Origin of the sequence: Prosthecobacter sp. (genome assembly GCF_044222345.1) — a bacterium.
GTDB lineage: Bacteria > Verrucomicrobiota > Verrucomicrobiia > Verrucomicrobiales > Verrucomicrobiaceae > Prosthecobacter.
Genome location: NZ_JBGANL010000128.1, coordinates 1 through 4430, shown reverse-complemented (window position 1 = coordinate 4430; position 4430 = coordinate 1). Strand labels below are relative to the sequence as shown.

The 4430-nt window shown below is 58.6% G+C and carries 2 protein-coding genes and 1 pseudogene; all 3 read left to right on the top strand.

What is annotated here, in order from left to right; all coding sequences use genetic code 11:
- Positions 1–339, top strand: a pseudogene (locus ACILSL_RS26940) (hypothetical protein); the annotation flags it as partial.
- Positions 340–402: 63 nt separating this feature from the next.
- Positions 403–783 carry a fibronectin type III domain-containing protein gene (locus ACILSL_RS26935; protein WP_395735167.1) on the top strand — a complete coding sequence of 127 codons (381 nt, stop codon included), beginning with the start codon at positions 403–405 and terminating at the stop codon, positions 781–783.
- A gap of 343 nt (positions 784–1126) precedes the next feature.
- The coding region (locus ACILSL_RS26930; RefSeq protein ID WP_395735166.1) for a cysteine peptidase family C39 domain-containing protein at positions 1127–4430 on the top strand (3304 nt) is incomplete at its 3' end.

The window sequence follows — 4430 nt, the reverse complement described above, 5'->3', positions numbered from 1 at the left end:
GGCAACGCCGCCGATACGGCCGATGCCGACTTGGACGGCATCGTCAACCTGCTCGAATTCGGCACCAATCTCAATCCCACCACCGCGAGCACCATGCCCGGTCAGGCCGTGCGCAATGGCGCCAACATCGAATTCACCTACACCCGCTCCAAGACCGCGATGAGCGAAGGCGTCACATTCGCGGTGGAATGGAGTGACGATCTGTCGCCGCTGAGTTGGACCACGACAGGGATCACGGAATCGATCTTATCGGAAGATAGCGCAGTGCAAAACGTTAAGGCAATCCTTTCCGCTGGCAGCGGCGGCCAGCGTTTTGTGAGGCTGCGGGTGACAAGATAAGGGGAAAACGGGTTCACCCTCCGCCCGGACCAAAAACGCGCCGCCCTCGAGAACGGCACTCGCATGAGGATTGCCGGCGTCCAGATCATGAGCAAAGGCGACTCCACCGGCATCGCTGCCGCCGGCCTTGCCACCCAAAAAACGCCCACACCCGTCGGTCTTCTGAGCCCGCCCTCCAGCCTCACCGTCACCCTCGGCCAAAACGCCGGCTCCATGGAACTCACCTGGGGTGCCGTGAAGAAGAACCGCAGCTACCTTCTCCAATACGCCGAGGGCAAAAGGGGCGACCCCAACCCCGCCTGGACCACCCTCATCGCCAGCAAGCCGAAGTACGTTTTCACCGACATGATCCCCGGCACCTCCTACCTCTTCCGCGTCGCCACCATCGGCGGCAAAGGCGGCCAGAGCTCCTGGAGTCCGACCGTGGTGAGAGTCGCTGGCTAGACCCGATTACTCCCACGCTGCTGATGTGGCGGCGCATCACTGGGTCGTCGGCGACACCATGCACGCTGGCGGCGTTCAACCTTTTTGTCGTTGACTCTGTGCAGGGCATCGGCGCAAATGGAGCCGGTTTGGTTGAAACCCACTTTTCGGGATTATGAAGTCGTCCCTGTGCTCCCACCGACGCGCCGCTTTCGCGGTTTTGGTTCTGACCGTTTCATCTCTTACTGGAGGAACTGCAAAATCGAGTCCGCTGTCCGTGGATGAAATCTTCGCGATGCGAAAGCTTCCAGAACCTCTTGTTCCGATTGGCGCTGCGCCGACCGCGGCGGACAATCAATCCTTGATGGACGCGCTTGCTACCTTCGAGGAGCGGCAGAAGTCCGACGATTTCTCCGCGCTGGAGCAGTTCGTGGTGGCACATCCGCAATCGCCATGGTTCGTCGCCGTGCAAACGAATCTCGGTCTGCTCTACTACAGCGCTGGCTACTTCTCGAAGACCATGCCTGCTTACCTGGCAGCGTGGGAGGTGGGAAAGAATGCCACCGATCTCAAGGCCAAAGCGCTGGCCGACCGCGCCGCGGGTGAATACACGAAGATGCTGGCGAGGCTGGGGCGTTACTCGGAGTTGAAGGCGTTTCTCAAGGCCGTGGAAACCAGGCAGTTCATCGGACAATCCACGGAGTTGATCACTGCGGGCAGGGAAGGTGCAACACTCATGGAGACGCATCCTGAGAAGGCGTTCCGCTGCGGACCTCTGGCTTTGAGTCGAATTCTTGCCTCGCAAAAATCGACGCTTCAAGTTGCGCCTGCGATTGTTGACTCCCGATCCACCTTGGAAGGCATCTCGTTGGTTGAGGTGGCGGACATTTCCCGCCGAGTGGGCTTGAATTACCAAGCCGCGCGGCGCTCCCCAGGTGCTGCCTTGATCATGCCGAGTGTGATCCACTGGAAGGCCGGTCATTACGCGGCACTGATGAAGTTGGAGAATGGCCGCTACTTGAGTGAAGACCCCACGTTTGAGAACGCGACGTGGCACAGCCCGGAAGCTCTCGAAACCGAAGCCAGCGGCTATTTTCTTGTGCCCGAAGGCCCGCTTCCGACGGGCTGGTCTGTCGTCGGGGCCGAAGATGCCGCCAAAGTGTTTGGCAAGGGAGCAACGTCCAGTAACAACTTTGGCAAGGGAGCAACGTCCAGTAACAACCCCGATTGCACCGAGTGTGAGGAGCAGGCCAGCGGCGGAAATGAGGGTGGATGCTGTGCGATGGCCACATACGCCATGCACTCCATGCTGGTCAGCCTGCACATTACGGATACACCGGTGGGCTATGATCCGCCCTATGGGCCGGGAGTTCATTTTGCCGTCACCTATAACCAGCGCGAGGCCGGTCAGCCGAGCAATTTCAACTACTCCAACATGGGACCAAAGTGGACCTTCAACTGGCTGAGCTATATCACGGATGACCCCGCGGCCCCGGCTTCGGCTTCCCAAGCAGCCCCCGGTGGCGGCACTCGCCGCTTCAGTGGTTACGATTCCGGCTCGCAATCATTTTCGCCGGAATACACATCGCAGAGCGTGCTGCAGCGCACATCTACCTCACCGCTGCGTTATGAGGTCACGTATCCAGATGGCTCGAAGGAGGTGTTTGGTTTGTCCGATGGCAGTAGTGTCGCGCCGCGAAAGATATTTCAAACGCAGCAAATCGATTCCGCAGGCAATGTGACCAACCTGTCCTATGACGGACAGTTCCGGATCACCCAGATAACCGATGCCATCGGCCAGGTCACCACCTTCTCCTACGACCATCCCACCGACAGCTACAAGATCACGAAGGTCACCGATCCTTTCGGCAGATTCGCTGAATTCTTTTACGATGGAAGCGGCCGGCTCATCAAGATTCGCGATGTCATCGGCATCGAATCCCAGTTCACCTACAGCGGCAGCGGCGACTTCATCAACACCCTCACCACGCCCTACGGCACCACCACCTTCACCACCTTGGACTCCGGCCGCACGCGGCGCCTCACAGCCACCGATCCGCAGGGAGACATGGAAGTGCTGGAATTCAATGAGAATGGCAATGTTCAGCCCAACAGTGACCCTGCCAATACCTTGCCAACCGGTATCACTATCTCGAACACCTTCCAGTACGCCAGGAATTCGTACTATTGGACCAAGAAGGCGTGGAAGGAATACCCAGCCGATTACAGCAAGGCGCGCGTGTATCACTGGCAGCATACCTCGAACTTCACGCAAGCGGATCGCGTGCTGGAAAGTGAGAAGCCGCCGCTCGAAAATCGCATTTGGTACAACTACCCCAATCAGCAGCCAGGAGACACTGGAGCCACAGCACCGGGAAGCATCGACAAACCCACCAAAATCGGCCGACGCCTGGATGATGGCAGCACGCAGTTGACGCAGTACACCTACAATGCGCTGGGCAATGTCACCTCGATCACAGACGCGCTGGGCCGCATCACCCAATACACCTATGCAGGGAATAATCAGGACTTGCTCACCGTGACGCAGCAGACTGCGGGCGGACCCGTCACGCTGGCGAGTAACACTTGGAATGCCCAGCATCTGCCGCTCACCACGACGGACGCCGCCGGGCAGACAACCACTTACACCTACAATGCCAGTGGCCAGACGACTTCCGTAAAGAATGCGAAGAATGAAACCACCACCTACACCTACTACAGTGCCGACGCGGCAGGGAAGCAGCGCAAGGGCCGCGTACAAACCATCGATGGCGCTCTGGCTGGCAATTCAGACGTGATCACGTTCGACTACGATGCCGTTGGCCGCGTGGCGAGTGTGACGGGCCCAGATGGTTATTTCCTCACCTATACCTATGACAATCTCGATCGGGTGACTCGAGTCACATTCCCTGACGGCACGTACACAGAGACCACTTTCCTGGCGCTCGATCCGCAGACCAAACGCGACAGGTTGGGACGGATAACGAGTTTCGTGTATAACAGCCTCCGCCAGTTGATCAGCGTGACCGATCCCGCCAGCCGCACCACGCAATACACCTACTGCCGCTGCGGCGATGTGAAACAGCTTATCGATCCGCTGAACCGCATCACCACTTGGAAGCATGATGTGGCGAGCCGGGTGACCAGCAAGATTTATCCAGACGGCTCCACCATCGCCTATGCCTACGAGCCGTTCTCTGGCCGGTTGCTGTCTGTGACGGATGAGAAAGGGCAGGTCAAGACGATGACCTACAATATGGACGATTCGGTTGCCAGCGTCGCCTACACCAACGCCACGGTTGCCACGCCGAGCGTGTCCTACACGTACGATAACTATTTCCCACGCAAGACCTCCATGACGGATGGCACGGGAACCACGTCCTATGGCTATTACGCCATCGCGCCTGGCACGCTGGGCGCAGGGACGCTCGCTTCGGAAGATGGGCCACTGACCAATGACACCATCACCCACACTTACGATGAGTTGGGGCGGCGCTTGGGCCATACCGTGAATGGTGTGGGAGAGACGCAAAGTTATGACGAACTCGGGCGCACGGTTTCCACGACGAGTCCGCTGGGAAGCTGCATCATTTCCTATGTGGGTGCCACGAGTCGCGTCAACACTGTCAGTTATCCAAACAGCATGACTGGGGCCTATGCTTATCACC

Excerpts from the sequence above, each read along its gene's own strand:
- ACILSL_RS26935 (WP_395735167.1), top strand. The coding sequence starts at position 403 with ATGAGGATTGCCGGCGTCCAGATCATGAGCAAAGGCGACTCCACCGGC.